This is a genomic window from uncultured Merdimmobilis sp., from assembly GCF_902471145.1.
Lineage (GTDB): Bacteria > Bacillota > Clostridia > Oscillospirales > Ruminococcaceae > Merdimmobilis > Merdimmobilis hominis.
In genome coordinates this window covers 55093-80129 of record NZ_CABRJC010000004.1, presented here as the reverse complement: position 1 = coordinate 80129, position 25037 = coordinate 55093, and the positions used below count along the sequence as shown (strand labels likewise).

General features: G+C 54.4%; 23 protein-coding genes, 1 tRNA gene and 1 riboswitch. Of the genes, 10 read left to right on the top strand and 14 right to left on the bottom strand.

The features are described from left to right. Positions 1-140: 140 nt before the first annotated feature. Positions 141-524: a NusG domain II-containing protein gene (locus tag RDQ42_RS03915; RefSeq protein ID WP_308588333.1), complete on the top strand. Its 384-nt coding sequence runs from the start codon at positions 141-143 to the stop codon at positions 522-524. Between the two features lie 97 nt (positions 525-621). On the opposite strand, the gene RDQ42_RS03910 is transcribed toward RDQ42_RS03915, so the two are convergent. The 4 genes from RDQ42_RS03910 to RDQ42_RS03895 all read right to left on the bottom strand — a co-directional run bounded on the left by RDQ42_RS03910 (position 622) and on the right by RDQ42_RS03895 (position 3650). Then, complete coding sequence (locus RDQ42_RS03910) at positions 622-783, bottom strand: FeoB-associated Cys-rich membrane protein (protein WP_143117180.1); 162 nt, start codon at positions 781-783, stop codon at positions 622-624. Positions 784-828: 45 nt separating this feature from the next. Next, the gene (feoB, locus tag RDQ42_RS03905) at positions 829-3000 is read right to left on the bottom strand and encodes a ferrous iron transport protein B (RefSeq protein WP_308588331.1); all 2172 of its coding nucleotides are present in this window, start codon (positions 2998-3000) and stop codon (positions 829-831) included. A gap of 174 nt (positions 3001-3174) precedes the next feature. Continuing rightward, positions 3175-3396 (bottom strand): ferrous iron transport protein A, encoded by a 222-nt coding sequence (locus RDQ42_RS03900; protein ID WP_054331288.1) that lies wholly within the window; start codon positions 3394-3396, stop codon positions 3175-3177. A gap of 38 nt (positions 3397-3434) precedes the next feature. Beyond that, the gene (locus RDQ42_RS03895; RefSeq protein WP_174884171.1) at positions 3435-3650 is read right to left on the bottom strand and encodes a FeoA family protein; all 216 of its coding nucleotides are present in this window, start codon (positions 3648-3650) and stop codon (positions 3435-3437) included. A 254-nt stretch (positions 3651-3904) separates the two neighbouring features. Between RDQ42_RS03895 and RDQ42_RS03890 the strand changes: the two genes are divergently transcribed. Then, positions 3905-4273, top strand: a complete 369-nt coding sequence (locus RDQ42_RS03890) for a metal-dependent transcriptional regulator (protein WP_074026317.1) — start codon at positions 3905-3907, stop codon at positions 4271-4273. 378 nt (positions 4274-4651) lie between these two features. Next, positions 4652-5056 carry a metal-dependent transcriptional regulator gene (locus RDQ42_RS03885; RefSeq protein WP_162273117.1) on the top strand — a complete coding sequence of 135 codons (405 nt, stop codon included), beginning with the start codon at positions 4652-4654 and terminating at the stop codon, positions 5054-5056. A 109-nt stretch (positions 5057-5165) separates the two neighbouring features. Here RDQ42_RS03885 and RDQ42_RS03880 read toward each other — a convergent pair whose 3' ends face one another. From RDQ42_RS03880 to RDQ42_RS03870, 3 genes are all read right to left on the bottom strand, one after another. Further along, positions 5166-7307 (bottom strand): M28 family peptidase, encoded by a 2142-nt coding sequence (locus RDQ42_RS03880; RefSeq protein WP_308588328.1) that lies wholly within the window; start codon positions 7305-7307, stop codon positions 5166-5168. A 319-nt stretch (positions 7308-7626) separates the two neighbouring features. Beyond that, on the bottom strand, positions 7627-8307 hold the full coding sequence (locus tag RDQ42_RS03875) for an ABC transporter ATP-binding protein (RefSeq protein WP_374044674.1): 681 nt from the start codon (positions 8305-8307) through the stop codon (positions 7627-7629). A 199-nt stretch (positions 8308-8506) separates the two neighbouring features. After that, entirely contained in the window at positions 8507-9847 is a 1341-nt protein-coding gene (locus RDQ42_RS03870; protein WP_071427560.1) for an MATE family efflux transporter, read from the bottom strand. A gap of 431 nt (positions 9848-10278) precedes the next feature. On the opposite strand from RDQ42_RS03870, the gene RDQ42_RS03865 reads away from it, so the two are divergent. Then, entirely contained in the window at positions 10279-11463 is a 1185-nt protein-coding gene (locus RDQ42_RS03865) for a M20 family metallopeptidase (protein ID WP_071427557.1), read from the top strand. 72 nt (positions 11464-11535) lie between these two features. Here RDQ42_RS03865 and RDQ42_RS03860 read toward each other — a convergent pair whose 3' ends face one another. The 4 genes from RDQ42_RS03860 to RDQ42_RS03845 form a co-directional block, all read right to left on the bottom strand. Next, a complete protein-coding gene (locus tag RDQ42_RS03860; RefSeq protein ID WP_231357967.1) occupies positions 11536-12495 on the bottom strand; it encodes a DMT family transporter in 960 nt (319 codons plus the stop codon). Between the two features lie 490 nt (positions 12496-12985). Continuing rightward, positions 12986-13339 carry an SHOCT domain-containing protein gene (locus RDQ42_RS03855; RefSeq protein ID WP_083386433.1) on the bottom strand — a complete coding sequence of 118 codons (354 nt, stop codon included), beginning with the start codon at positions 13337-13339 and terminating at the stop codon, positions 12986-12988. Positions 13340-13352: 13 nt separating this feature from the next. Beyond that, a complete protein-coding gene (locus tag RDQ42_RS03850) occupies positions 13353-13649 on the bottom strand; it encodes a DUF6506 family protein (RefSeq protein WP_054331281.1) in 297 nt (98 codons plus the stop codon). Beyond that, on the bottom strand, positions 13649-14632 hold the full coding sequence (locus tag RDQ42_RS03845; RefSeq protein ID WP_308588325.1) for an ornithine cyclodeaminase family protein: 984 nt from the start codon (positions 14630-14632) through the stop codon (positions 13649-13651). The genes RDQ42_RS03850 and RDQ42_RS03845 overlap by 1 nt, the downstream gene beginning before the upstream one ends. Positions 14633-15310: 678 nt before the next feature. Here RDQ42_RS03845 and RDQ42_RS03840 point away from each other — a divergent pair. Further along, positions 15311-15853, top strand: a complete 543-nt coding sequence (locus tag RDQ42_RS03840) for a MarR family winged helix-turn-helix transcriptional regulator (RefSeq protein ID WP_054331279.1) — start codon at positions 15311-15313, stop codon at positions 15851-15853. Between the two features lie 338 nt (positions 15854-16191). On the opposite strand, the gene RDQ42_RS03835 is transcribed toward RDQ42_RS03840, so the two are convergent. The 3 genes from RDQ42_RS03835 to RDQ42_RS03825 form a co-directional block, all read right to left on the bottom strand. Further along, the gene (locus tag RDQ42_RS03835) at positions 16192-17373 is read right to left on the bottom strand and encodes a M20 family metallopeptidase (RefSeq protein ID WP_308588324.1); all 1182 of its coding nucleotides are present in this window, start codon (positions 17371-17373) and stop codon (positions 16192-16194) included. A 276-nt stretch (positions 17374-17649) separates the two neighbouring features. Continuing rightward, entirely contained in the window at positions 17650-18834 is a 1185-nt protein-coding gene (locus tag RDQ42_RS03830) for a M20 family metallopeptidase (protein WP_071427545.1), read from the bottom strand. A gap of 390 nt (positions 18835-19224) precedes the next feature. Beyond that, complete coding sequence (locus RDQ42_RS03825; protein ID WP_071427544.1) at positions 19225-19887, bottom strand: N-acetyltransferase; 663 nt, start codon at positions 19885-19887, stop codon at positions 19225-19227. Between the two features lie 516 nt (positions 19888-20403). Here RDQ42_RS03825 and RDQ42_RS03820 point away from each other — a divergent pair. From RDQ42_RS03820 to RDQ42_RS03800, 5 genes are all read left to right on the top strand, one after another. Then, a complete protein-coding gene (locus tag RDQ42_RS03820) occupies positions 20404-21114 on the top strand; it encodes an ATP-binding protein (protein ID WP_054331275.1) in 711 nt (236 codons plus the stop codon). A gap of 165 nt (positions 21115-21279) precedes the next feature. Next, positions 21280-21373, top strand: a tRNA-Ser gene (locus RDQ42_RS03815). Positions 21374-21475: 102 nt separating this feature from the next. After that, positions 21476-22612 carry a glycoside hydrolase family 5 protein gene (locus RDQ42_RS03810; protein WP_054331274.1) on the top strand — a complete coding sequence of 379 codons (1137 nt, stop codon included), beginning with the start codon at positions 21476-21478 and terminating at the stop codon, positions 22610-22612. A gap of 249 nt (positions 22613-22861) precedes the next feature. Further along, a complete protein-coding gene (locus tag RDQ42_RS03805) occupies positions 22862-23623 on the top strand; it encodes a class I SAM-dependent methyltransferase (protein ID WP_308588321.1) in 762 nt (253 codons plus the stop codon). Between the two features lie 214 nt (positions 23624-23837). Next, positions 23838-24028, top strand: a riboswitch (cobalamin riboswitch). 214 nt (positions 24029-24242) lie between these two features. Beyond that, on the top strand, positions 24243-25013 hold the full coding sequence (locus RDQ42_RS03800) for a sirohydrochlorin cobaltochelatase (RefSeq protein ID WP_308588320.1): 771 nt from the start codon (positions 24243-24245) through the stop codon (positions 25011-25013). The last annotated feature ends 24 nt before the right edge of the window (positions 25014-25037 follow it).

The following is a 25037-nucleotide window of genomic DNA, read 5'->3' as shown; positions in this document are numbered from 1 at the left end:
TTTCTTTGGACAGCAGACACACATTTTGCCCAAAGCGGGGAAAATCTCCTCCTTCCCCTGCCCTAGCCATCCCCAGGCCTTGCATTTTCCCCCCCAGGCGGGTATGATGGTACCAATTTCATCTGTTTGGGGAGGATTGTATGGCCCAGCGTGCATTTATCAAAAAAGGCGACCTGATCTTTGTCCTGGCCTTTTTGGCTTTTGTAGCCGGGGTTCTCTGGTACCGCCAGACCCAGCCCTCCGTCGAGGGCAACTGGGCGGTGGTGACGGTGGACAGCCAGGAAGTGGCCCGCTATGAACTGTCCGCCCACCAGGAGAGCCACTTGGTGGACCTCTCCCCCTATGGGGTAGAGGTGGAATTGGAATTGGTGGATCACCAAATCCGATTCCGCGAATCGGACTGCCCGGACCACATCTGTGTCAACACCGGCTTTATCTCCCAGGAATTCCAAAGTGCGGTCTGCCTGCCCAACAAGACGGCCATCGCCATCTACACCCCAGAGGATTTGCCCCCTCATCCTTAAAAGCGGTAAAAAAACAAGAAGGAACCGGCCCACGATCCGGTTCCTTCTTGTTTTTATGGTGAAACCCAAAGAGGGGTTGCTGGTGGATGGTATGGGGTTACTTGGTCTGCCCGCTGCTTTCATGGCAGTGGCAGCAACCGCCGCAGCCGTCTTTCCCGCCGCAGCCCACGCAACCTCCCTGTTTTTGACAGCGGATCACATACCGTGCGGCCAACAGGACAATTCCCAACAGGATTGCACCGATGATATAGGTTGCCATACAAAAGCCTCCTTTGCAGACACATAGATTGTACAAAACGCTCGCTTATGCTTTAACTGTGTCAACCGAGCGCAGACGGGTGGGGTTTTCCACATAGCCTTTGCGGAAGAGCAGCCACAGGTAAACCACCAGGATCACCGCCGCAATGGCCGTACCGATGGAGAAACCGGCAGCGCCGGTGAACAGCAGGCCGAACTGGTACAGCATAAAGGACATGGTATAGGCGAACACCGTCTGATAGCCGATGGCGAACCAAGTCCATTTGGCGTTGTTCATCTCCCGTTTGATGGCGCCGATGGCCGCAAAACAGGGGGCACACAGCAGGTTAAACACCAGGAAGGAGTAGGCGGACAGGGCGGTGAAGTGCTGGGCAATGGCTCCCAGTTCCCCAAAGGCGCCTTCCTCGACCAGTTCCAAAGCGTCGCCAGCCACCGCATAGATGGTGCCCAAGGCGCCGACCACCTCTTCTTTGGCCACAAGGCCCAGGACAGTTGCCACAGCGGTCTGCCAGTTTCCAAAGCCCAAGGGGGCGAATACGGGGGCGACCACTGAGCCGATGGAGGCCAGTACCGAGGCGTCGATGTCGTCCACCATGCCAAAGGTGCCGTCCACAAAGCCGAAGCTAGAGGTGAACCACACAAAGATGGAGGAAAGAAGGATGACCGTGCCGGCCTTTTTAATAAAGGAAGAGCCTCTCTCCCAAGTGCCCCGCAGGACATTTTTTACCGTGGGCAGGTGGTACTGGGGCAGTTCCATGACAAAGGGGGCGGGGTCGCCGGCAAACAGCTTGGTCTTCTTGAGGATGATGCCGGAGATGATGATAGCCGCCACGCCGATAAAGTATGCAGAGGGCGCCACCCACCAGGCGCCGCCGAAAAGAGCGCCGGCGATCAGGGCCACAATGGGCATCTTGGCGCCGCAGGGGATAAAGGTGGTGGTCATGATGGTCATTTTACGGTCCCGATCCTGCTCAATGGTCCGGGAGGCCATAATGCCGGGGACGCCGCAGCCGGAGCCGATCAGCATGGGGATAAAGGATTTGCCCGACAAGCCGAAGCGACGGAAAATCCGGTCCATGATGAAGGCGATACGGGCCATGTAGCCGCAGTCTTCCAAGGCACAGAGCATCAGGAACAGAACCAGCATCTGGGGCACGAAGCCCAGGACGGCACCTACACCGCCGACGATGCCGTCTACAATCAGGCCAGTGAGCCAATCGGCGCAGCCAATGCCCACCAGGAAGCTCTCCACTGCGGGGGAGATCCACTCGCCGAACAGGGTGTCGTTGGTAAAGCCGGTGAGGAGATCACCCACGGTGCTCACCGAGATGTAGTAGACGAAGAACATCACCACGGCGAAGATGGGCAGGGCCAAAAACCGGTTGGTGACAATGCGGTCGATTTTATCGGAGGTGCTCAGGCCGCCCCGTTTTTTCTTGACACAGGCTTTGATCACCTTGGCGATGGCGTTGTACCGCTCGTTGGTGATGATGGACTCGCTGTCGTCGTCCAGTTCTTCCTCGCAGGAGGTTATGGCCTTTTCCAGCTCGGCCAGGGTCCCCTGGGGCAGTTTCAGGCTTTCCAGCACCTTTTCATCCCGCTCAAACAGCTTGACAGCATACCAGCGCTTGTTCTCTTGGGCGATGAAGTTGTCGGCAATTTCTCCAATTCTGTCCAAGGTATCCTCCACCGGTTTGGAGAAGACGTGCTGCGGGGTGGTCTTGCCGCCCTGGAGGGCCATTTTAACCGCCGCCTCCGCAGCCTCCATGGAGCCTTCGTTCTTGACCGCCGAGGTCTCAATCACCTGGCATCCCAACAGGTCGGAAAGCTTTTTGGTGTCGATGACATCGCCGTTTTTCTTGACGATATCCATCATATTGAGGGCGATGACCACCGGGATGCCCATCTCGGTCAGCTGGGTAGTCAGGTACAGGTTCCGCTCAATGTTGGAGCCATCCACCAAGTTGAGGATGACATCCGGGTGCTCCCCAATCAGGTAGTTCCGGGTGACCACCTCTTCCAAGGTGTAAGGGGAAAGGGAATAGATGCCGGGCAGGTCGGTGATGATGACATCTTTGTGCCCTTTGAGCTTGCCTTCCTTCTTTTCCACTGTGACGCCCGGCCAGTTGCCCACAAATTGATTGGACCCGGTCAGGTCGTTGAACATCGTTGTCTTACCGCAGTTGGGGTTACCTGCCAACGCAATGGTAATTGCCATACGGAATTCCTCCTCTAATTTGAGATTGTTCTGTCAAAATTTGTAGTTAGTAAAAGCTAACCACAAGAGATAAAAAACAGCCGCACAATGGGGTGCCGCCTGTATTGCAGCCATCTTTTTTTGCGCTGGGCCTGTGGTGCATCTGTGCCCAGCCCTGATGGGATCTCTTAGGTATTACTCCACCAGGATGTTGGCCGCGTCCCCTTTGCGGATGGAAAGCTCATAGCCCCGCACCGTGATCTCCACCGGATCGCCCAGAGGGGCTACCTTGCGCACATAGATCTGGGTGCCCTTGGTGATGCCCATATCCATAATACGCCGCTTAAGGGCACCTTCCCCTTCCAATTTCTTAACCATGACCGTCTGGCCAATGGGGATTTCCCGCAATGTTTTCATAGTGATCCCTTCTTTCTCAAAACTGCCGCACTGTCGTTTTACTGGTGCACAATGATCCGGCTGGCCATGCTCTGGCTCAGAGCAACCCGGGTGTCCTTGACGTTGACAATCAGGTTGCCTCCCATCTGAGAGATGACGGTTACAGGGCCGCCTACCACAAAACCCAGGCTCTCCAAAAAGCGCTTGGTTTCATCCTTTCCGTGGATCTCTTTTACCGTGGCCGGTTGGCCGGATGGTGAAAAAGTCAATGGCATAATCATGGTCACTCCTCTTCCGTTCGCATGGCGAACCATTCTTGGGAACTCAGATGGTTAGTGATGACTAACCCGTTCTGCAGTGTAGTTTACCATTGCTAACCCCACTTGTCAACAATTTTTGAAAGATTTTCTGTCCGCCCTTGCCCCATTTCTGCGCCTATGCTAAAATAGTAAGGCATAGGCAACTACCAATTGTTTGATGTTACAATTTTGTTTGCCTTGGCAAACTTGCTCGGAATGGAGGATGCTTTTTGAAGACCAACGAATCCGCAGAAAACTATTTGGAAACCATTTTAATGCTCAAAAAGGAAAAAGGGGCGGTGCGCTCCATTGATATTGTCCATCAGATGGAGTTCACCAAACCCAGCGTCAGCCGGGCTATGGCCCTCCTGCGGGAAAAAGGCCAGATCACCATGGATAAGGAAGGCTGGATTGAACTGACCGACGACGGCCGGGAAATCGCCGAGCGGATCTACGAGCGGCACCTGTTGATGACCGAGTGGCTCATCGCATTAGGGGTCTCGCCAGACGTCGCCGCAGAGGATGCCTGCCGCATTGAGCACGACATCAGCGAGGAGACCTTCCGCCAGTTGAAGGCCCATATTCAAAAACACCAATAATATTGGGGCGGGTATCCATTTGGATGGGTCTCTGGCGAAGCTGCAGAGTTTATAAGAGGTACCACAATATTTTTTCTCTCTGCAAAGAAGATGCGCCCTTTTGGCGAGCGCGCATACATGGAGCGCAAACTAAGCCTTTTGTTCGCGGAAAAAATAAGTTCCCCTTGGGAACCGCCCCTGCGCCTGGCCGCATCGGCCTGGCGGCGCCCCAAAAATTTTATAAAATATCTTGACTTCTGTTTTTCGCTGTGCTAGGATGAGGTTGCGGTTAGATATCACTAACCAAAGGGAGGCTTCGGTTCTTCCTTTTTCTACTCCTCAAAGGTTAGTATATGCTAACCATTTGGGATTTGACTGCGTAAAAAGGAGATGACTCTTGTGGCCCTCACTCCATCCGCGACACGATACCTTCTGGCCATCTACCAGCTAAGCGATGGCGGCCACGCTGTCCGTTCGGTGGACGTGGCGCAGGAGCTCTCAGTGGCCCGGGCCAGCGTGGTCAAAATGCTGCACCGGTTGGTGGCCGACGGTCTTATTCAGAAGGAATATTACGGCAACATTCAGCTAACCCCGGCGGGCATTCGGGAAGCAAACCGAATCTACACCTTATTTGCCATCTTGGAACACTTTTTCTCCAACTCCCTGCAGGTGAGCGAAGAATCTGCCAAACAAGATGCTATCTCCTGCCTATGCTTCCTTTCAGAGGAGAGCCTGGAGCAATTGACTCTGCTATCCCTCCCAGAAGAAGGAAAGGTCCCCCTGCCCTCCCTTCTCATTGAATAACGATTTCCGCCTTTTGTTTCTGCTTTCTGGAAGGCGGATACGCTCCTGTTTGCACAGCAAACAAAAAAACAGCCATCCCGTGGTGGGATGGCTGTTTTTTTGTTGTTCGTTATGCGGCCAATCCGTTCAGCTGGGCGGCCAGCTCCTCCAAAGAGGCGATCTCCTCCTGAACCAAGCGGTCCAGCAGCTGGGCCTGGCGGGCCTCCGCTGCCTTGAGGGCGGCGATCTCTTCGGTGTAATCCGCCCCTTCAGTTCCGGCTTTGTCCTGCACGGCATGGATCACGTCGAATAGATCCTCGTGGCCAACTACCCGGCCGGCGCCCCACATCAGGCGGTCAGCAGGCTGGTTCAGCACATAGTCGGTGAAGTAGGCGAAGGTCTCCTTGTCAAAGTCATAGGCATACCAGTTGTTGTCCACCCCGTAGAGGTATTCATCCAAGGCGGCCTGGCCGTTACCGGCTTCCAGAGAGGCAATCGCGCCTTTCAGGTTGGCCAGGTTGTTCTGGGCATGCTGGTGGGGGAAGATGGAGGAATCCTCCCAGGTCAGGCGGACCAGATCGTCCTGGGCCAGCTTAAAGGTGGCAAGCACCCCATCCCCCAGGGCAGAGGACCCATCCAAAATCTCCTGGGCCTTGGCTTCATCCCCCTGATGGAGGGCGTCAGCGTAGGAGGCGTTGACCTCAAACACTTTGTCTCCGGCGGCCTTGGCGGCCTCAGAAGCGGCGGATACCGCAGCCAGCAGGGCCTCGCTGTCCACCTTATAGGCGGCGAAAATCTCCTTGTCCACACTGTCACCCAAAGCGGCAAACCGGGCGGAGAAATCCAAGGGGGAGACGGCGCAGTGGTCGTACTCCATCACCATCAGCCCATACATGTAATGGTGGAAGAGGAATGCCTCCCGGCTGTAGGTGTCCTCGTTGTCAAACTGGGAGTGGTAGATGCTGGAGGAGAAATCCCCCCGCAGGGCGTTGACGCTGGCGGGGATGCCGGCGATAGAGATGGAGAAATCATCCGACCAGGTCTGGGTGGGGACGATGATTTCCACCCCGCCGGGGAAAACGCCCTCCACGGTGGGGATGGTGGGCAGGAAGCCTTCCATAAACCGCTTCAGCTCATAGGAGGTGCGGATGGAATCGGTGTCCCCTATACTGAGGGCAGGCATCTCAAAGTTGATGTTGGCGATGACCTTGCCCGCCCATTCGGGATGGGCCTCAAACACCTGCTTATAGGCGCCGGTAGACCAGTCGTACCGGGTGTTGGTCATCCCCCATTCCTCTGCGGCCATAGCACAGAAGACCAGGGTCTTTTCCGGCTGGTAGCCACTGTCCACCAAGCCCTTGGCAATGCCCATCATCAGGGCGATGGCGGCGCTATCATCCTGGAAGCCGTCGAAGTAAGCGTCGTAGTGGGCGCTGACTATCACCATGGCATCTGGGTCTTTTCCGGGGATCATCCCCACGATGTTGTAGCTGGTGCCGTCCAACTCCACCTCGCTTTTGGCGTCAAAGGTCACGGTGATCTCCCCGTTTTCTGAGGCGGCAATGGCCTCTTTCAAAGCGCCGGCGTCGGTCTGGGAGATGGAGAAAGCAGGGGCGTCAGCCGGGCCGCAGACATCCTGGGCATTGAGGGCGTCGGGGCTGATCTCGGCATATCCGCCATCCTGCATGGCGAGAACCGCCGCAGCGCCCTTCAAATGGGCCTGGTAGGCAGGGTAGTTGATCCACCAATCCTCGCTCTGGTTGATATCTACAAGCACAAGCTTACCGGTGACATCCAGCGGCTCCAAGTCGGCAGCAGTGCCCCTGCCAGCATACACTACGGTGTATTCCCGGGGGCCCTGGGTGTCAAAGTTGGTGTGGTACCCGCCAAGCACGGCGGTTTTCTCCTGGCCGTCAGCGGCCTGGAAGGTAAGGTCGGCTTTTTCAAAGGTCCAAGTGTCCAAGGTGATGGCGTCTTTGGTCACATTCTGAAGACCAATCTTCTCCATCTCCTCTTTGAGCATCTCCCCGGCGGCAATCTCCGCTTCGGAGCCTGCGGTGCGGTAGCCCAGCTTCTCGTTGGTTTTGAACTCGGTCAGTTTTTTGGTGAGTTCATAGGAGTAGTCCACGTCCACCTTGTCTAGGTAGGCCTGCTGCTCCGCCCGGTAGGAGGTTTCGGGCTGGCTGGAAGTTCCGCCGTTCTGCCCGCTGCATGCGGTGAGCGCCAATGCGGCCGCTGCGAGGAATGCTGCGATTCTCTGGATTTTTTTCACTTATCAACATCCTTTCTAAAATTGGGTTGTATCACACATCATACAATAAAATGGCGAGATTGCAAGGATTTTATGAATAATTTGTTTTGTCGCCATTCATTTTTTCCAATTGCGATTATTTTTTCCCTGAAATAAGGCCAAATTTTTCTGTATTCTCCAAAAAAGCCCACTGCCTTGCAGGATGATGGCACTGGGATATTCTTTGTTTGTGGTTCCTTTCACAAATTCTCCCCATCTGGGAAACGCAAAAAATCCCCCTGGGAATCCAGTGGATTCCCAGGGGGACAATGTGGGGGGATGGCAGGAGAACAGGCTTCCCCTATACAGTCTCTTTGGTGATAGCTTCGTTGATATAGTCCTCCACAATCTTGCCGTCGATGATCCGCACTACCCGGCGGGCGGAGGCTGCAATCTCATTGTCGTGGGTAATCAGCACAATGGTGCGGCCTTCCCGCCACAGTTCCCGCAGGATGTTCATCACGTCCACGCCAGACTTGGTGTCCAGGTTGCCGGTGGGCTCATCGGCTAAGATCATAGGCGGACGGGCGGCAATGGCCCTGGCGATGGCAACCCTCTGCTGCTGGCCCCCGGACATCTGCATAGGGCGGTGGGTCAGCCGTTTTTCCAACCCCACCCGGGTCAGCGCCTCCACCGCAAGCCGCTTGCGTTCCTCTTTGCCCATACCGCGGTAGATGAGGGGCAATTCCACATTCTCCACAGCATTCAAGCTGGGGATCAGGTTAAACCCCTGGAAGATAAAGCCGATCTTCTTGTTGCGGATGTCCGAGAGCTCATCGTCCCCCAGAGTGGCCACATTGACTCCATCCAGATAATATTCCCCGCTGGTGGGAACATCCAGGCATCCCAGCATATTCATAAAGGTGGATTTGCCGGACCCGGAATGCCCGACAATCGCCACAAACTCCCCATCCTCAATGGAAAGGTTGATGCCATCCAGCGCCCGTACCTCATTTTCGCCGGGGTTGTAGATTTTATACATATCCTTGATCTCAATCAGTGCCGCCACGCAAACACATCCCATCTGTTAAAGTCTATCCCCTATAGTATGCTGTGCTCAAGGGCGATTCAACCATATTCTGTGAACATTTTAGATTGTAAGAAAACCGAAAACCCTTCTTTCGGTTTCCATTCAAAATCCCCCCCTCACAGGCCGTGAGGGGGGGCAAGAAAAGACTCCCTTATATGGTTTTCATCTGTCTCCAGCGGCCGCTCTTCCAGCGCAAAAGGAAGATCGCCGCCCGGACGTTTTCATCTATAGCAAAGGCAATCCACATCCCCACAAGGCCCATCCCTTGGTGGATGCCCAAAAACCAGGCAAGCCCCACGGCGATGATCCACTGGCTGGCAATGCCCACCGCCACCGGGTATTTGACATCCCCCACCGCTTGGAGGTTGCGCACCAACACGATGTTAAAGCTCCGCCCGATTTCCAAAAACACCTCCACTAGCATCACTTGGGCCCCCAATGCGACAATCTGGGGGTCTTTGCTCAAAAATCCATAGATGGGCCTTGCGAACAGCCATAGCACCAAGGTGATCCCCACCGTCACCGGGACAAAAGTCTTTAAAATATGGCGGTTCTCCCGGTCGGCACCGTCAAAGTCCCGAGCGCCAATGTGGTATCCCACCAAAATCTGGCCCGCTTGGCTCACCGCCTGGATCAGGGTATAACAAACCTGGGCCAGCATGTTGGCATACATGCGGGTGGTGACCACATAAGCCCCCAGAGTGTTGACAAACACGAGGCTTGTCATCTGGGAGAGGTTGTAGGAAAGGCTCTCCCCGCCTGAGGGGAGGCCAATGCCCAGCAGCCGCAGTAGCAAATCCTTGGGGAACGGCTTCAAAAGGGAAAGGCGGATTTTCTCCCCCCGGACATTGGCGTAGAAAGCGGCGATCATCATTCCCATGCCGGCGATGCGGCACAAGGTAGTGGAGATGGCCGCGCCCGCCGCACCTAGGGAGGGAACCGGCCCCATCCCGCCGATGAGGATGGCATTGCCCACGATGTTGATCAGGTTGATCACCCCGGTGGACAGCATGATCACCAGCATCCGGGCATGGGCCCGCAGGAATGCGCTGAAGGTGAGCATCAGCGCCTGGAAGGGCAGGGAGAGGCCGGTGATCAGCAGATAGCTGCGCGCTTCGGGGAGGAGTTCTGCCGGGATCTGCATCCAGGCGAGGATAGCGCCGCCGCCAAAGTAGACCATCCCTGCCAAAACCAAACTGACAAAGAGGTTCATCAGGGCGGAGAGGGTGTAGATCTGGCTTACTTTGTGCAGATCCCCCGCCCCCAGATACTGGCTGATTAAAATAGTGGCTGCCAGGCTGATGACGCTGAACGTCAGAATCAAAATGGTGATCACCTGGTTGGCGTTGCCCACTGCGGCGACGGCGGTGGTGTTGTATTGGCTGAGCATCACTTGGTCCACATTTCCCACCAAAAGCTGCAGCAGCAGTTCGATGAAAATAGGCCAGGTCATGGACAAGAGGGAATGGGGCTGGGCGACTGGACGCTCCATAAGACGGTCCTCCTTTGCCGGGCGCGGGCCCGGAAATTGATTGCCGGGGATACTTTTTCTTTCAAAACGACTTGTATTATACAATGGCAAATCGGAATTGAAAAGATTCAGAATCCCCCGATCTTTTCCCGGATACTGCATATTTTTTAGGCATTTCGCCCGCGGAAGCATTTGTGCAGATTCCCCAGGACTTTCCTGCAAATTTTGTGTGATCTTTGCAGTCCCTTCCTCGTTGCTCCTCACTACTTGGTTTCCCTTCCATTTTTGGGCAAGTTCCCCATCCTTTTTCTTGCAACTGGGCTGTTCTTTGTTTATAATAGAAGGGAATCCCCGTCGGCCCCAGTTGGAGTGGATCGTCCGGGAACCTGCTCGATTTTTTCCGATTCATCGGGAACTCACCATAGCTATTTGACAAAGGAGGATACATACCTATGCAAACTATTTTGGAACAGGCAAAAGCCCTCGCCCCCGAAATCATCTCCTGGCGCCATCAGATTCACATGCAGCCCGAAGTGGGCCTTGATCTCCCCAAAACGGTAGCCCTCGTCACCGAGGAATTGAAAAAAATGGGGTACGAGCCCCAGGAGTGCGGCGGCGGCGTTGTCGCCGTCCTGGACAGCGGAAAGCCTGGCAAAACCCTTCTGCTGCGGGCGGACATGGACGCCCTGCCCATGGATGAGGACTCCGGCGAGGCTTTCTCCAGCCAGGTTGCCAAATCGGCCCACACCTGCGGCCACGACACCCACACCTCCATGCTGCTGGGCGCCGCCAAGCTGCTGATGGACAACAAAGATAACCTTGCAGGCGGTAAGGTTAAATTCATGTTCCAGCCTGGTGAAGAAGGCCACGGCGGCGGCCATAAAATGGTGGAGGCTGGCGTTCTGGAAAACCCCCATGTAGATGCTGCTATGGGCTTCCACTCCTTCGCCGGCCTGGATGTCCCCACCGGCCATGTGGTGTATTCCCCTGGCCCAGCTATGGCCTCCTGTGATATGTTCACCATCACCGTCACCGGCAAAGGCGCCCATGGCGCACGCCCTGAGGCCGGTGTCGATCCTCTGAACATCCTCTGCCATATCCACGGCATGCTCCAGACCATCAACAGCCGGGAGCGCAAACAGCTGGAGCCCATGGTCTTGACCCTCGGCCAGCTGGTCTGCGGTGATGCCCCCAACATTATCCCCAATGAAGGGTATATGAGAGGCTCTATCCGCGCCTTCAGCGAGGAATCCCGCCAGCTGTTTATCCGCCGTCTCAATGAAATTTCCAAAGGGGTGGCCGAATCCCTGGGCGGCACCGCTGTGGTGGACTGCCAATCCACCGGACTTGCCACCGTCAATGACCTGACCGTAGGCAGCGAAATGGAAGGTTACCTGAAAGAGCTCCTGGGCGACGACCACGTCTCCACCTGCGAACCCTCTATGGGCTCCGAGGACTTCTCCGAGGTCATCAGCCGGGTGCCCGGCGTGTTTATGCGCCTTTCCCTGGGCTCCTGTGAGGAAGGTTACTGCTTCGGCGGCCACCATCCCAAGGTACGTTTCAACGACGAAGGCTTATATCTCGGCTCCGCCTGCTTCACCCACTGCGCTCTGCGCTGGTTGGAGGAGCACAAATAACCAAAACAAACAGCAAAACTCCCCTGGGGACACACCCCCAGGGGAGTTTTCTTACTGAATGGGCAAACACGGCTACTGGGGCTGATCCCCTTCCGCCAGGGCTGCGGCTTTGGCCTCCATTGCCTTTTGAGCTTCCTTTTGGTCCACAATCACATAGTAGATCAAACCGGCGATCATCACCGCCGCACCCACATAGGTCATGGGCTTGGGCACCTCCCCTAGGAGGAAGAAGGCCACAATGGCGGTGATAAACGGCCCCGCCAGGTTGATGACCGAGGCAGTGACAACATTGATGTACTTCATCGCCCAAATGGGGGTGGTGTGGCAGAACAGGGTGCAGAACCAGCTGAGGATTGCCATATAAAAGACCGCTTTTAAGTTGAGGCGGAAATCCGCGCCGGTGAGAAGGCCATAGACCCCAGTGATAATAGTCCCCAGGCAGTAGTCCACCCCCAACAGGGGCAGCAGGTCCAATTCCTTGCGCACTGCGCGGGCGAACACCTGGTTGCCGGCATTGAGCACAGCAGAGGTCATAATGAGGGCGATGCCCAAGGCGCTTCCGCCGACGCCGCCTCCCAGTTCATCCGCGCCGATGATAAAGACGCCTGCCAGGCAGATGGCCACCCCCACCAAGGCCCGGGCTGAGGTTTTTTCATGGAGGAATACCCACGCCATCACCACCACAAAGATGGTGGTGCAGTTGCCCAGGGTGTTGCAGATAAAGGCTGACGTGCCTTGGTTGAGGGCCTCTGCCCAGGCAATTAAGGCAAAGGTTTTGCACATGGAATACCCGATGACCTGAAGCCAGGAGGTTTTGGTCATGGCCTTGACCTTCTCCCGATTTTCCCATTTGGAGAAGAGCACCGGCAATACCAGCACCGAGACAAACAGCAGCCGGTAAAAGGTGATGACCGCAGCATCCACCCCGGTTTGGATGATGAGTTTGATCAGCGGGGAGATGAAGGAACCTACGACCATGCCCAAGACACAGACCAGGTAGACTTTAAAGACCCCTCTTTGTTGGTTTTCCAATTCCGTTACCTCCCAGATTGTTTCATTCTGCTTTCTAACTGTTGGAACCGCGATAAGATGAGTATATCAATTTTGCAGAGTAAAGTAAATTGACGAATGCTCCAAATGCCCTACCCCTTTCTGGAGCTTGCGACAAATTCCCTGGGGAATTTTTGCCCATCCTTCCCCCAAGCAACCCAAGTTCCGGATGGAGTGAAACCCTGCGGGGCGTTTTTGTGGAGCATTCAAAACAAAAAATAGGCCCATATTTCATTGTTTTGCAAAATGGGGAAGTGGAGCCCAAAGAGCTTCTTCCCTTACGACGGGGAATCCCTGGCGGCTAAACTCCTATTTTGGCTACAAGACCGGCGCGCAAACCAATGAAACCCCCGGAGGGCAGCATTGGTGCTGCCCTCCGGGGGTTTCATTGGTTTCATCCAGGGGGAGCTCCATTTCCCTGCCTTTTTCCACAGCAGGAGGAGGGAATCGTGGAAAACCCCTCTGGTATTTTTTATAACTCCTCCAAAATCCGCTTGCGGGATTGGTCGTACTCCTCCCGAGTGACCAGTCCCTTTTGGTACAAATCCTCCAGCCGGCGAAGCCTCTCCTCTGGGGAATGGATCGAAGCATTCCCTTGGGGGAAGTCATCCTCCACCACAATCGTGTGGGTGGCGACCCCCTTCTGTGAAAATACATTGATTCCATTGACCACGGCAATGGCGCCGGCGCCCAGCGTCCAAAAAATGCCAAAGGGGCCCAAGGTGGGAATGACCACAAACAAGCCGATCCCCACAAAGATACAGCCCACGATCAATCCCAAGACGGAACCCGCTTTTCCCGGCTTAACTTGGATGTTTTTGGCCACAGGCAACCCCCTCCTACTCTGCAAAGAATGTTTGGAATAAACCATCCTCGCTGGGGGAGTGGGTCACGTAGCCCACCGCAACAGCTGGACCGGCGGCCTCTTTGACCGCTGCTGCCCCTTCGGGGCCGAACGCCCCGCAGAGCTCCACCGCACCCAGCCCTTGTTCCGCCACGAGGCGGCGGACGGTGTCGCAGCCCTCCTGGAGGGAGCGCACTGGCACAAACAAGGTGTCCATCCGCTCCCCAGGGAGGGTACGGGTTTCCTCCGGGCCCTGGTCGGTCATCAAAAGAAAGGCAAAGACCTTTTTCATTACAGCTCGACCTCCAGGCCGATCCCCTGTTCTTTGGCTTTTTGATAAATCAGATATGCGCTGGCCAGGTCCTCCACCGCAATGCCCACTGTCTCAAACATGGTAATTTCTTCAGCGGTCTTGCGGCCTTCCAGTTTGCCCAGCAGGATTTCACCCACTTCGCCGACCACCTTGTCGGCGCTCCACTCCCCTGCGTTCATGGGGATGACCAGGTCTCCGCCGTCCCGCAGGGCAGCTTCGGTCTTATCCACATAGACCCGGGCCTTCTGTACAACGCTTGTAGCCATCTCCCGGGCGACAGGGGAACAAGCGCCCACCGCATTGATGTGGACGCCGGATTTCAGCCACTCGCCCTCCACAATGGGCTCCTGAGCTTTGGTGACGGTGCAGAGGATATCCGCATCCACCACAGCTTCTTTGGCGGTCTTGCAGGGGATGAAAGTAATGTTGGGGTAGGCTTTGGTCATCTCTGCGCAGTAGGCATCCACCGCTTCGGGGACAATATCCCAAATATATACCTTTTTAATAGGGCGTACCAAGGAGATCGCTTCCACATGGGCCCGGCCCAGTTTTCCAGCCCCTAGAATGCCAAGAACCGAGGCATCTTCCCGGGCCAGAAGACGGGTGGCACTGGCGCTGGTGGCAGCGGTGCGGATGGTGGTGATGCACTCGGCACCCACAATGGCGATCAGGCTGCCAGTCACCGTGTCAAAGATGGGCACAATGCCCTGGGCGGTGCCATTTTTGCGGGCCTCTGGGCCAGGGAAAATGGTGACTTTGCTGCCGGTGATCTCCTTGGTGTCAATGGTGGAGGGCATTCCGGCAAGGATGTTGCCGTTTTTATGGTGGATCATCGACCGCTGCAGCATGGTGATAGCTCCGGCGGAGACATCCCGCAGCACCTCATCCATGGCGGCGATGCAGTCGCCCATCTTTAAAAGGCGTTCCGCCTCAGCATTGCTGACCAGTAAAGTCTTGCTCATAGTGAATCCTCCTGTCTAATGTCAAGTTTCTTCTTGCTAACCAATTTGGTTCTATTATACCATTTTTGCAGTAGAACACAAGAGGATTTGGGCAAAAAGAGAAGAGACCCGGCCTTGCGGCCGAGCCTCTTCTTCAGTGAGGAAAGAAAGTTATTGAAATGGAAGTGAAAGGAACTAGCGCATGAAATCCCCCATGACCCGGGCGGCGTTTTTCCAGGCTATTTTTTCAATCTCATCGTCGGTGAAGCCATCCCAGTGGAGCTGGTCAAAGAGGAGGCCAACCTCTTGAAGTTCAAGGCCGTTTTCAAAAACGCCTTCGCCTATAGAATTTCAAACCAACAAAGCGCTTTTTCGAGTTTTAATTGCCCCCGAAGTCCTAATTATTTACCTCAAACACAATTATTCGCAGCGAACTGACAAAATTATATTAAGCACATTAATAAAATTTTTAGAATATATATGCAGCCGAATAGCTTGGATAAATCTCAATTTTAAGGTTTATTAAAATGTTAACTTTCTAAACAATATCTGTCAAGGGGTTTTGAAAAAATTTATCAAAACAATAAATCAGGTTTGTACTTTCTGGTATTTTTGACTAGAATCTCATTGTATCTCCTGTGCTTTACAACGGGGAAAAATATGGTACAATAAAAATATACAAATTAAGGATGTGAAATTATGCTGCAAATAGATGAAATGGACCCATCCCAATCCATCAACGACTTGTTTCAGCCACTTTACCAAAGAGCCAGCAATATCTATACCTTTGTGGCATTGCGCAATCAGGCCGATGAAATCAGCCGGGATTACGGCACTGGCGAACTGAGCAACATGACCGAGGCCCACCTGGTCATCGATATCTGCGATCATGAAGGCGCCACCGTCACCGAGCTGGCAGAAATGTCCTGCCGCACCAAGAGTGCCATCTCCCAGATCATCGCCAAGATTGAGAAAAAGGGCTATATCACCCGCAAACGCTGCAAAAGCAATTACCGGGTGTACCACTTCTATCCCACCGAAGAGGGGCTGCGCCTCTGCCGCCAACACAAGATTTACGATGTACAGATGATGTTGGCCACTAACGAGCGGCTGCTAAAATTTTGTACCCAGGAGGAGATTGACGCCTTCTACAAAGTTCTCCACTACCGTTGTATCGATCTGAAGGAGAGGCTCGATACAGACCGCAAAGCGAGCATGGAAAAAGAAAAGGCCGCCAAGTAGAGGGATTGCCCCACTAGTCGGACGCCAATTCAGCAAAACCCCCGGGAATAGATTTCCCGGGGGTTTTTTGGATGGATTTGCGGGGGGCTTGCCCCTTTTTGTCGCTTTCTGTTTATCTGCTAATAATAAAAGGCCAATATTGCTTTTTTCTATGGATATTCGGCTTATTAGTTAAGAAACTTATCAAAATTTCTCCCTTTTGGTTCATAGGGAGATACCGTTTTTATCTACTTACCCAAACAAGGGGATTTCACCCCTATGACGGGCGGGGATCCCCTTTCCGCAGCAGAACACAACGATGGGGAGGCCCTAGGGCCTCCCCGTCAATTTTCCTGTTGTTATTGATGGTTTGCCAGCCAGCTCATAGCGGTATAGGCATAGACGGCGCTGCCCACCGGCAGGCCCTCTTCATTAAAGCAGACCTTGGGGTTGTGGCCGCCATAAGTATAGCCTTCGTCGTTGCTGCCCAGGCTCACCCGCAGGTAGCTGCCGGGAACTGCCAACATCACCTCGGAAAAATCCTCCGAGCCCATGCCCGCCGGGATGCAGTGGACCTTATCCTCCCCCAGCATCTCTTTGACGTAGCCCACCAGCTCGTCGGTCTGGGGAATGTCGTTGATGGTGGGGGCCATCTCGGTGGTCCACTCGATGTCCACCTTGCCGCCAAATGTGGCGGTGATACCCTCTACAATCTCGATGAACCGGCGTTTGGCCAGCATCCGCACATCCTGGTTAAAGGCCCGGATGGTGCCACTGATAAAGCCGCTGTTGGGGATGATGTTGCAGGCATCGCCGGCCACCAGCTGGCCAATGGTCAGAATGAGGGGCTCCTGCTGGGGCCGCTCCCGGCTGTTGATGGTCTGCAATGCGGAATGGATGTGGCACAGGATGTTGATGGGGTCGATGCCGTTTTCCGGCCGGGCGCCATGGGCCCCTTTTCCAGTGACGGTGATCTTAAACGCATCCGCACTGGCCATAGAAGGGCCGTTGCAGTACAGCACATGGCCGGTGGGGTGCTCCTGGGCGGTGGCGCTATGGATCCCCATAGCGGCGTCCACCTTGGGGTTTTCCAAAATGCCGGCCGCTATCATTTGTTTGCAGCCGTTGTATCCTTCTTCACCGGGTTGAAACATGAACTTAACTCTGCCCTTGACCTTGTCCTTATTCTCCATCAGAATTTTGGCCGCACCCAGCAGCATGGCGGTGTGGGTGTCGTGACCGCAGGTGTGGGCCGCTTTAGGGTTCTTGCTGGAAAAAGGCAGGCCGGACTCCTCTGCCATAGGCAGGGCATCCATATCCGCCCGCAGCAGGAACACCTTTCCATTGGGGTCCCCCTCCAGAACGGCGGTGACGCCGCCGCCGCACTCAGTGGGCTCGTAGCCCATCTTTTTCAGCTCCGTCATCACATAGGCGCTGGTCTCGGGGAGCACCGCGCTGACCTCAGGGTTTTCATGGATGTGGCGCCGCCAGGCGATGATTTCCGGTTTGAGCTCCTCTGCCCGTTTGAGAATGTCGTTCATATTTGTTTCCTCCCGGTAGTATTCGCTGTTTAATGCGTTAAAGTATACGTTCATTATACCATTCTTGTCGGGGATTGCAAGGCTCAGGGGCCGATTTTTGCAGTTTTCCCATTTTAAATGAATTGCTTCATCCCACCTTGTGGATAATTCACAATTTAAAGTGTGAAAGCGACAATATTATAACCTGTGACCCTCCGCCCTACCCCGGATCCCCGCCTTCTCCCCCAGCCATTGCCATAAAAAGGCCCTGGGACGCGCCCAGGGCCTTGCTTGGAATTACTGATTGTTTTTGAGCCATTCTTTTGTACAGTGGAAGAAAAGGGCGGTGCCCAAAGGCATAGCGGATTCATCAAAATCCGCCTTGGGGCTGTGGACACTGTAGGGGTAACCCTCCGCCTCATTGCCCATGCCCAGCCAGAAGAACCCGCTGGGCACCCGCAGAGAGACCTCTGCATAATCCTCAGAACCCATGCTGGCGGGCAGTTCCACCAGGCGCTCGGGCGGGACGATCTCCTGGATGGAGCGGAACAGCTCCCCGGCCACCTTGGGATCGTTGATGGTGGCGGCGGTGCCAGCCTTAAAAACCACCTCCGCCTTGCCTCCCAAAGTGGAGGCCACCCCTTGGGCGATCTCCACCAGCCGCCGTTTGACAAACTGGCGGACTTCCTCGTTGAAGGCGCGAATGGTTCCGGACATGGTGCCCTCGGCAGGGATGGTGTTGGGCGCATCACCAGCGGAAATCTGCCCGATGGTCAGCACCACCGGTTCCTGCTGGGGCCGCTCCCGGCTGTTGATGGTCTGGAGGGTATCGTGGATGTGCATCATAATGTTAATGGGGTCGACGCCCTCCTCCGGGCGGGCGCCGTGGCCGCCTTTGCCGGTGACCTTGATCTCAAACACATCGGTGGAGGCCATGATGGGGCCCATGCGGTACCCGATCTGGCCGGAGGCGATCACCTGGCCCACGTTGCAGTGGAAGCCCATGGAAGCATCCACATGGGGATTTTCCAGGATGCCGGACTCAATCATCAAAAGGGCGCCGCCAGGGCCTTCCTCATTGGGCTGGAACATGAATTTGACCCGGCCACAGAGTTCTTCCCGATCCTCCATCAACAGCTTGGCCGCGCCCAGCAGCATGGCGGTATGGATATCGTGGCCACAGGTGTGGGCCGCGCCGGGGTTCTGGCTTTTAAAGGGGTGGTCGTTCTCCTCATCCATGGGCAGGGCATCCATATCCGCCCGCAGCAGGATAGTCTTTCCCGGTTTTCCCCCTTCCAGTACCGCTACCAAGCCCCCTTCGCAGATGGGCTGAGGGTCATACCCCATCTCCCGCAGCCGGGCCTCCACAAAGGCGCAGGTCATAGGCAGGTTGGTGCCCAGCTCTGGGTGCTGGTGCAAGTACTGCCGCCACTCGGTCAATTGGGGCAACAACGCGGTTGCCCGCTCCATGGGATCATGCATACAGAAACCTCCTCACAGCAATTGGTTTGATGGCTTTCCTTTCTATCCTCACCGGCAGCGCGGGCCGGAACTAGGTGTGCTCTCCGCCCTTTCCCCTTGGATGTATCCTTTCTTTGATTTATCTGAAACATGATAAATTTTCTTGCATCTCGATTAATTTTTATTTCTACATTCATTATACCAACATCCCCCTGGTTTTCCCAGAAGAATTGAGGATTTTTCCACCTTCCCGGCTGGAAATCAGCACCACGCCACAACACAATCTCTCCCCTTTGGTCACCCTGCCCAAAGGCAAAGGGCTCTCCAAGGTGTTCTTCCCCAACAGAAAACGCGCGGAAGACTAGATCTTCCGCGCGTTTATTACCCCGTGATCGGGGAACCCCGCCCCAGTCAGCTGGCCGCCAGGGTACCCTGGGCCGCCTCACTGGGCCGGACCATGCAAAATTGCTTCAAGGGGAAGTGTTTTTTCACCACTTCGAACAGATGGAACCCATAGTGCCTATAGATTTCCAGGTTCCGCTGGTTGTGGGTCTCCAAGGAAACCTCCATGCCGTTTTCATCGGCAAAGGCGAGGACCGCTTTCATCAGCCGGCTCGCCACACCCTGCCCCCGTTTGGAGGGCCGCACTGCAAAGTACACCACATGCAGCCGGGGCGCTTCGCCCAAATCTTCGGTCCACTCGGAGTTGAGGTACTCCTGCCCCCGGATAAAATTCCACAGGGTTTTGCAGGAGGGGTCCTCCTCCAGCAGGAGCGCCGCCGTCTTCCAAGAGGCAAACATCTCAACAATACGGCGGCGGACCCCGTTTTGGGGCTCCGTCTCATCCGATACGATGATGATGCCGTTCATCTCCGGACTGTCGGCGTATACATGGCAGGTTTGAAACAATTCGTCCAGATCACACTGAAAAAGTCCCGGCAGAAGTCGTTTTCGCATTGTTTTTTGCGGGATTAGCTGGCAGTACAAAGGATCTTCCGCAAAGCATTGGGTCAACAGATCCGTCAGCTTGTCGGCATCCTTTTGATCCACCGGATACAGTTGGTCGATCTTCAAAATTTCACTCACCTTTTTTATTGTAGGACCAAAGAGGGAAGTTCTTTCCATTTGGGCCGTTTACCGAATCATGTTGGCATAAGGCAAGTTATTTAATATTCATATTCCCACCCCTGATTCAGATTTGCCGGGAGGGAATTTCATGGTCTCTGGACTGTTTTCATTATAGCATTTGGCCAGGCGGGGCGGCAATCCACGCCTGCCCTCCTCTTGCGCCAGGTTTTGGAAGATTCCCACAGCATTCACCGGGGATTCTTTGATTCCTTGGCCTTCTTCTTTATTTCCCCGATTCTCTCCGGTTTCCTCTGACCCCTCGGCTGGGGTGGAATTCTTTGGCCTGCCGGGATGGAAATCGGTGGGCATGCCTTGAAATTCTATCTTCAACCCGCTAGAATAGATGGGTACCTTCCCCGCTGTTGCCGGTTTTTTGGCAACGCCCCGCCGGGGATATCCCGGTTATAACAGCAGCGCTTGCAAGGGATCATTGGGGAAGTTTTTTATATGAGGAGAACCGCCATGCAAAAATTGATGGGCTATATGCGCAAAGCCATAACCGAATACAACATGCTGGAGGATGGGGACAAGGTCGCCGTCGGGGTCAGCGGGGGCAAGGATTCCGTCGCCCTGCTTACCGCCTTAGCCTGGATGCGCAGTTATCTGGGCATCGACTACAGCCTGGTTGCTATCACCTTAGACCCCCAGTTCGGCGGGGTACCAGGGGATTTTTCCGCCATTGAAGAGCTCTGTTCCCGCCTGGATGTCCCCTACATTTTAAAGCGCACGGAGATTGGGCAGGTAATCTTTGATATCCGGGACGAGAGCAATCCCTGCTCCCTCTGCGCCCGGATGCGCCGGGGCTGCCTCCACGACACCGCCAAAGCCGCGGGCTGCAATAAAATCGCCTTAGGGCATCACTACGACGACGCGGTGGAGACCTTTGTGATGAACCTGTTCAACGAGGGGCGGATCGGCTGCTTTTCCCCGGTCACCTATCTTTCCCGCAAGGATCTGACCATGATCCGGCCTATGGTCTTTGCCCCAGAGAACGACATCCGCAAGGCAGTAAAGCACGAGGGCCTGCCGGTGGTCAAGAGCAGCTGCCCCGTGGATGGGGTCACCACCCGCCAGTGGACCAAGGATTGGCTCCGGGCCATGGAAAAGGAACACAAAGGCCTCAAACAGCGGCTGTTTGGCGCCATGAAACGGGCCCATGTCAGTGAGTGGTGATTTGCCTCGGCTGGGAATTTTGCCGATTTCCCGGTTGATTTTTCCACAGGTATTTGGTATACTAATTGTTGCATCCCAAGGTTTGTCCCCTCTGTGTCAATTCCAGCGGGGAAGATCGCTAAGAAGGATGTGCCTCTTCTTTTCCCATTGAGGGGAAAACTATATGGAAGCGTATCGAAGTGGTCGTAACGAGAACGACTCGAAATCGTTTTGTCTGTGATGAGCAGGCACGTGGGTTCGAATCCCACCGCTTCCGCCAAAGCCAAAATAGCAGTATCCTCTAATGGGGGATACTGCTATTTTTACTCTTATTAATTTTAAATCCCAATAGAGATATGATGATGTCAAAAGGAGGAGATTTATGAAGAAACTTCATTACCTATGTTTTCTGATGCTTATAAGTTTGGTATTTACCGCTTGTACCGCAACGGGAAATAATTCAGTGCCCTCTTTGCCGCAAAGCTCACAGGAGACGCCGGCAGAAGATAGCAGCGCACAAAGTGCCCAGGAACCATCTGAGCAGCCCGTAGATCACAAGGAGGAACAAAGTAAAACGGAAAGTCAAGCTGATGCTCCAGAAGAACCGGTTAGCATGAATGGAGAGTATCCGATTTCCCCCGCAGATTACCAAAAGCTGCTTGGAAAAGGAATGGACGTGGATTGGTCAAAAACCAATCAGGGACGAAAATACTATAATACACAAGCGGCAATTGATTTTTCCGAAGCAGGTATTTCTCATGTGCGAATCCGTATTGCAGACAAGGCCACAGACGATCTTCTAGAGGGACTGGATCGACAGATTGAGGATTGCCTAGCGAATGGGATCATCCCGGTGATTGCTTATCAAGCAGATGAATTTAAGAATGATCCCAGTGAAGAAAATATTCAAGAGGTTGTGGATTGGTGGACAAAGGTTGCAAGACGCTATCAAGATACCTCCTATTTATTGTCGTTTGACCTGTTGATTGAATCCACTGATGCACTAAATAAACAGCCTGATAAACTGAACGAAATCTATGAGCAGCTTGTGACAGAAATCAGAAAGACAAATCCGAATCGGATTATTATGATTTCTCCTAGGCTGCGCTCTGATGCAGCTTATCTGCATGAATTGGAAATTCCCACAGATCATAATGACTATCTTATGGCGGAATGGCATTTTTATGCCGCAGGCCCCAGCAAAACAAATGACCGTAAGTTGTGGACCACTGGAACTGAGCAGGAGCGTTCTCTGATTGATGAGAAGATCCAGCTTGCGCTGGAATGGCAGCAGGAAACAGGGATTCCCACTTGGGTAGGAGCATGGATGCCAGGAAATTATAACGATGGGAATGACTATACAATTGAGGAGCAGGTTGTCTTTTCCAGTTACATGACCCAACAGTTAACAAATGCCGGTATCCCGTTTGCTGTCAACTCAGACACAAAATTTTATGACAGAAAGTCTAATAAGTGGATTCCCACAATGATGCCTGTATTCGACTGTATTTATAGCTGATCACAGAGGACAACAAACAAAAATAAGGGGTTAAGTTGCTATCCCGTTTCTTCTCTAAAATGTATATCGTTTTTAACCGCCCTTTCTGGAATTTTCTTGCCTGTCCGCTATATTTCATACAATCTATGCCCAATAATTATAGGGCACAAATATGGCCGATTTCAAATTCACCTCAAACTTTAAAACATCTGTAAAGGCCGAACGGTATGAAAATTGTGAAATGACCGTTCAATAAGGAAGGAGCTAAAAATGAACTTTCAAGAACCATCCATGTTTGATTTGCTGATCGAAGCCCATATTGGGTTGGACCGTCAAGGCCCTGGCAGCTCGGAGATGACGCGCCGCGCCCTGGGATTTGTGGATAATCTGGATGCAAATTCCCGCATCGTTGATTTGGGCTGCGGAACCGGCGGCCAAACGATAGTCCTCGCACAAAATACCGCCGGGCATATTACCGGAGTTGATATGATTCCCAGCTTTATCGAACGCTTCGGTGCAACTGTCCAAACGCTTCAACTGGAGGAACGAGTTGCCGGAATGGTCGGCTCGGCGGAGAATCTCCCCTTTGGAAAGGGCGAACTTGACCTGATTTGGTCGGAAGGGATGATCGACGGAATCGGCTTTGAAAAGGCCCTGACCTATTGGAAGGATTTTCTCAAACAAGACGGCTATGTGGCGGTCACCTGCCCATCCTGGCTCACCGAAGACCGCCCTTCTGAAGTTGCCTCTTTTTGGGCAGATGCTGGCAGCAAGCTGGATACCGTTGGCGGCAATGTTTCCATCCTCCAGCAAATTGGATACCAGTTTGTAGCCGCCTTTACCCTTCCCGAAACCTGCTGGACCGACCATTACTTTATTCCCAGGGAGGCTGCGGAAAAAGCGCTTCTTGAAAAATATCCCGGCAGCGAAACGGTCAAAGCTTATGTGGCAGGCGACAAATACGAAGTGGAGTTATACGCTAAGTATAAACAGTATTATGGTTACGTCTTTTATATTGGAAAAAAAGCATAGCGGCAGTTTCGCTGCCGTTATACAGCGGCGAACGCCTTGCCACTTTTCCCGGTTTGTTTGATTCAAAACCGTTCTAAAGGCCGTACTCCTCCTATTTGACACCCTATCCCCCATGGGATATTAGGTGATGGGAACAACTTGCCCGCTCTGGGATGGCTTTCCTTGACTTCCCCTCCGGCAAGATGCTACAATGATCGCAAGCGATCTTTGGGGGAAATCTCCCTCTCCTCGCTGTATATACACAAACAAAAAAGCTGTAGTTCGGAAACGGGTGCAAATCCCGTGCGGTCCCGCCGCTGTAAGGGCCAAGTCCTCCTGCTGGATGCCACTGGGAAACTGGGAAGGCGCAGGAAAGACACTGGGAAGGCCCAAGCCAGAATACGGACAGCTTTTTTCAGGGAAGGCGCCTCTTGCGAGCGACAAAGGCAGCCGGTTGGGCGGGGAAAACTCCGCCTTATTGGTGTTGTTGAGACCTCCGGCGCAGGGTAAGCCGGGGGCCTTTTCCATTTCTGGCAGGTTGTCCCAGCAAGAGTCATGGCCCTGCCATCCCCTGCTCCACGCGGCGGGCGCGCCTTCCCTTTTCATTCACACCAGCCAAAAAACGACGCGGAGGATTTTTATGGAACAGCAAGCGATTTTAGTGGTCAGTTTCGGCACCAGCCACGACGGCACCCGGGAAAAAACCATAGGCGCCTTGGAGCGGGAGGTGGCTAGTGCCTACCCTTCTATCCCAATTCGCCGTGCTTTCACCAGCAAGGTGATCCTCCGGGGGCTGGAGCGGCGGGGAATCCAGGTGGATTCGGTCCCCCAGGCCCTGGACAAATTGGTGGAGGAAGGGTTTTCCAACGTGGCTGTCCTCTCCTCTCATCTCATCCCCGGGGAAGAGTATGACAAACTCCGCGCCCTCATCGAGGAATACCGCCCCCGCTTTCCATCCCTTTCGCTGACTGCCCCCCTCCTGCACACCACCGGGGATTTGCTGGCAGTGGCCAAGGCGGTCCTAGGCCGGCACCCTGTCGCAGAAGGGGAGGCTCTGGTGCTGATGGGCCACGGTACTTACCATCCGGCCAACAGCATCTACCCTGCCCTGGACTTCGTCTTCCGGGACCTTGGCCGGGAGGATGTCTTTGTGGGCACGGTGGAGGGCTACCCGGAGGTGGATTCGGTGCTGCGGCGGCTGCAAAGGGCCGGGTACACCAAAGCCCTCCTTGTTCCGCTGATGCTGGTGGCCGGGGATCACGCCATCAACGACATGGCCGGGGAAGAGCCGGACAGTTGGAAAAACCAGTTGGAAGGGGCCGGCATCGCCGTCCGCTGCGCTTTGGAGGGGCTGGGGGAAGTCCCCGCCATCCGGGAGCTGTACCTCTCCCACCTGCGGGAGGTTTTGTAGGAGGATTTTCCTTTCCCTCACAGG

Bases quoted from the DNA above. Each gene is read 5' to 3' on its own strand.
- RDQ42_RS03875 (WP_374044674.1), bottom strand. From the start codon at position 8,307: ATGTATAAAATCTACAACCCCGGCGAAAATGAGGTACGGGCGCTGGAT.
- RDQ42_RS03805 (WP_308588321.1), top strand. From the start codon at position 22,862: ATGAACTTTCAAGAACCATCCATGTTTGATTTGCTGATCGAAGCCCAT.
- feoB (WP_308588331.1), bottom strand. From the start codon at position 3,000: ATGGCAATTACCATTGCGTTGGCAGGTAACCCCAACTGCGGTAAGACA.
- RDQ42_RS03840 (WP_054331279.1), top strand. From the start codon at position 15,311: ATGCTGCAAATAGATGAAATGGACCCATCCCAATCCATCAACGACTTG.
- RDQ42_RS03810 (WP_054331274.1), top strand. From the start codon at position 21,476: ATGAAGAAACTTCATTACCTATGTTTTCTGATGCTTATAAGTTTGGTA.
- RDQ42_RS03910 (WP_143117180.1), bottom strand. From the start codon at position 783: ATGGCAACCTATATCATCGGTGCAATCCTGTTGGGAATTGTCCTGTTG.
- RDQ42_RS03870 (WP_071427560.1), bottom strand. From the start codon at position 9,847: ATGGAGCGTCCAGTCGCCCAGCCCCATTCCCTCTTGTCCATGACCTGG.
- RDQ42_RS03800 (WP_308588320.1), top strand. From the start codon at position 24,243: ATGGAACAGCAAGCGATTTTAGTGGTCAGTTTCGGCACCAGCCACGAC.
- RDQ42_RS03900 (WP_054331288.1), bottom strand. From the start codon at position 3,396: ATGAAAACATTGCGGGAAATCCCCATTGGCCAGACGGTCATGGTTAAG.
- RDQ42_RS03850 (WP_054331281.1), bottom strand. From the start codon at position 13,649: ATGAAAAAGGTCTTTGCCTTTCTTTTGATGACCGACCAGGGCCCGGAG.
- RDQ42_RS03915 (WP_308588333.1), top strand. From the start codon at position 141: ATGGCCCAGCGTGCATTTATCAAAAAAGGCGACCTGATCTTTGTCCTG.
- RDQ42_RS03845 (WP_308588325.1), bottom strand. From the start codon at position 14,632: ATGAGCAAGACTTTACTGGTCAGCAATGCTGAGGCGGAACGCCTTTTA.
- RDQ42_RS03835 (WP_308588324.1), bottom strand. From the start codon at position 17,373: ATGAACGACATTCTCAAACGGGCAGAGGAGCTCAAACCGGAAATCATC.
- RDQ42_RS03830 (WP_071427545.1), bottom strand. From the start codon at position 18,834: ATGCATGATCCCATGGAGCGGGCAACCGCGTTGTTGCCCCAATTGACC.
- RDQ42_RS03820 (WP_054331275.1), top strand. From the start codon at position 20,404: ATGCAAAAATTGATGGGCTATATGCGCAAAGCCATAACCGAATACAAC.
- RDQ42_RS03865 (WP_071427557.1), top strand. From the start codon at position 10,279: ATGCAAACTATTTTGGAACAGGCAAAAGCCCTCGCCCCCGAAATCATC.
- RDQ42_RS03895 (WP_174884171.1), bottom strand. From the start codon at position 3,650: ATGCCATTGACTTTTTCACCATCCGGCCAACCGGCCACGGTAAAAGAG.